This is a genomic window from Pseudomonas sp. PS02303, assembly GCF_029959925.1.
Taxonomy (GTDB): Bacteria; Pseudomonadota; Gammaproteobacteria; order Pseudomonadales; family Pseudomonadaceae; genus Aquipseudomonas; species Aquipseudomonas mandelii.
This window is the reverse complement of record NZ_JASCOM010000422.1, coordinates 1-3123: the sequence shown is the minus strand read 5'-3', so window position 1 is coordinate 3123 and position 3123 is coordinate 1. Positions and strand designations below refer to the sequence as shown.

General features: G+C 51.0%; 1 rRNA gene. It reads left to right on the top strand.

The features are described 5' to 3' along the window. Positions 1-170 precede the first annotated feature (170 nt). Positions 171-3062 (top strand): 23S ribosomal RNA (locus QMX98_RS33545). The last annotated feature ends 61 nt before the right edge of the window (positions 3063-3123 follow it).

Here is a 3123-nt window from a genome sequence, read left to right as displayed (position 1 = left end):
TAGATCGTTCTTTAAAAATTTGGGTATGTGATAGAAAGATAGACTGAACGTTACTTTCACTGGTAACGGATCAGGCTAAGGTAAAATTTGTGAGTTGCTCTTAATTGAGTATTATCGAATTTTCGGCGAATGTCGTCTTCACAGTATAACCAGATTGCTTGGGGTTATATGGTCAAGTGAAGAAGCGCATACGGTGGATGCCTTGGCAGTCAGAGGCGATGAAAGACGTGGTAGCCTGCGAAAAGCTTCGGGGAGTCGGCAAACAGACTTTGATCCGGAGATGTCTGAATGGGGGAACCCAGCCATCATAAGATGGTTATCTTAAGCTGAATACATAGGCTTAAGAGGCGAACCAGGGGAACTGAAACATCTAAGTACCCTGAGGAAAAGAAATCAACCGAGATTCCCTTAGTAGTGGCGAGCGAACGGGGACTAGCCCTTAAGTGGCTTTGAGATTAGCGGAACGCTCTGGAAAGTGCGGCCATAGTGGGTGATAGCCCTGTACGCGAAAATCTCTTAGTCATGAAATCGAGTAGGACGGAGCACGAGAAACTTTGTCTGAATATGGGGGGACCATCCTCCAAGGCTAAATACTACTGACTGACCGATAGTGAACTAGTACCGTGAGGGAAAGGCGAAAAGAACCCCGGAGAGGGGAGTGAAATAGATCCTGAAACCGTATGCGTACAAGCAGTGGGAGCCCACTTTGTTGGGTGACTGCGTACCTTTTGTATAATGGGTCAGCGACTTATTTTCAGTGGCGAGCTTAACCGAATAGGGGAGGCGTAGCGAAAGCGAGTCTTAATAGGGCGTCTAGTCGCTGGGAATAGACCCGAAACCGGGCGATCTATCCATGGGCAGGTTGAAGGTTGGGTAACACTAACTGGAGGACCGAACCGACTACCGTTGAAAAGTTAGCGGATGACCTGTGGATCGGAGTGAAAGGCTAATCAAGCTCGGAGATAGCTGGTTCTCCTCGAAAGCTATTTAGGTAGCGCCTCATGTATCACTGTAGGGGGTAGAGCACTGTTTCGGCTAGGGGGTCATCCCGACTTACCAAACCGATGCAAACTCCGAATACCTACAAGTGCCGAGCATGGGAGACACACGGCGGGTGCTAACGTCCGTCGTGAAAAGGGAAACAACCCAGACCGTCAGCTAAGGTCCCAAAGTTATGGTTAAGTGGGAAACGATGTGGGAAGGCTTAGACAGCTAGGAGGTTGGCTTAGAAGCAGCCACCCTTTAAAGAAAGCGTAATAGCTCACTAGTCGAGTCGGCCTGCGCGGAAGATGTAACGGGGCTCAAACCATACACCGAAGCTACGGGTATCACTTAGGTGATGCGGTAGAGGAGCGTTCTGTAAGCCTGTGAAGGTGAGTTGAGAAGCTTGCTGGAGGTATCAGAAGTGCGAATGCTGACATGAGTAACGACAATGGGTGTGAAAAACACCCACGCCGAAAGACCAAGGTTTCCTGCGCAACGTTAATCGACGCAGGGTTAGTCGGTCCCTAAGGCGAGGCTGAAAAGCGTAGTCGATGGAAAACAGGTTAATATTCCTGTACTTCTGGTTATTGCGATGGAGGGACGGAGAAGGCTAGGCCAGCTTGGCGTTGGTTGTCCAAGTTTAAGGTGGTAGGCTGGAATCTTAGGTAAATCCGGGATTCTAAGGCCGAGAGCTGATGACGAGTGTTCTTTTAGAACACGAAGTGGTTGATGCCATGCTTCCAAGAAAAGCTTCTAAGCTTCAGGTAACCAGGAACCGTACCCCAAACCGACACAGGTGGTTGGGTAGAGAATACCAAGGCGCTTGAGAGAACTCGGGTGAAGGAACTAGGCAAAATGGCACCGTAACTTCGGGAGAAGGTGCGCCGGTGAGGGTGAAGCATTTACTGCGTAAGCCCATGCCGGTCGAAGATACCAGGCCGCTGCGACTGTTTATTAAAAACACAGCACTCTGCAAACACGAAAGTGGACGTATAGGGTGTGACGCCTGCCCGGTGCCGGAAGGTTAATTGATGGGGTTAGCTAACGCGAAGCTCTTGATCGAAGCCCCGGTAAACGGCGGCCGTAACTATAACGGTCCTAAGGTAGCGAAATTCCTTGTCGGGTAAGTTCCGACCTGCACGAATGGCGTAACGATGGCGGCGCTGTCTCCACCCGAGACTCAGTGAAATTGAAATCGCTGTGAAGATGCAGTGTATCCGCGGCTAGACGGAAAGACCCCGTGAACCTTTACTATAGCTTTGCACTGGACTTTGAATTTGCTTGTGTAGGATAGGTGGGAGGCTTTGAAGCGTGGACGCCAGTTCACGTGGAGCCAACCTTGAAATACCACCCTGGCAACTTTGAGGTTCTAACTCAGGTCCGTTATCCGGATCGAGGACAGTGTATGGTGGGTAGTTTGACTGGGGCGGTCTCCTCCTAAAGAGTAACGGAGGAGTACGAAGGTGCGCTCAGACCGGTCGGAAATCGGTCGTAGAGTATAAAGGCAAAAGCGCGCTTGACTGCGAGACAGACACGTCGAGCAGGTACGAAAGTAGGTCTTAGTGATCCGGTGGTTCTGTATGGAAGGGCCATCGCTCAACGGATAAAAGGTACTCCGGGGATAACAGGCTGATACCGCCCAAGAGTTCATATCGACGGCGGTGTTTGGCACCTCGATGTCGGCTCATCACATCCTGGGGCTGAAGCCGGTCCCAAGGGTATGGCTGTTCGCCATTTAAAGTGGTACGCGAGCTGGGTTTAGAACGTCGTGAGACAGTTCGGTCCCTATCTGCCGTGGACGTTTGAGATTTGAGAGGGGCTGCTCCTAGTACGAGAGGACCGGAGTGGACGAACCTCTGGTGTTCCGGTTGTCACGCCAGTGGCATTGCCGGGTAGCTATGTTCGGAATAGATAACCGCTGAAAGCATCTAAGCGGGAAACTAGCCTCAAGATGAGATCTCACTGGGACCTTGAGTCCCCTGAAGGGCCGTCGAAGACTACGACGTTGATAGGTTGGGTGTGTAAGCGCTGTGAGGCGTTGAGCTAACCAATACTAATTGCCCGTGAGGCTTGACCATATAACACCCAAGCAATTTGCTGACCTGAAAGGGCACCAGATTGCGGTGTGTGAAGACGAAA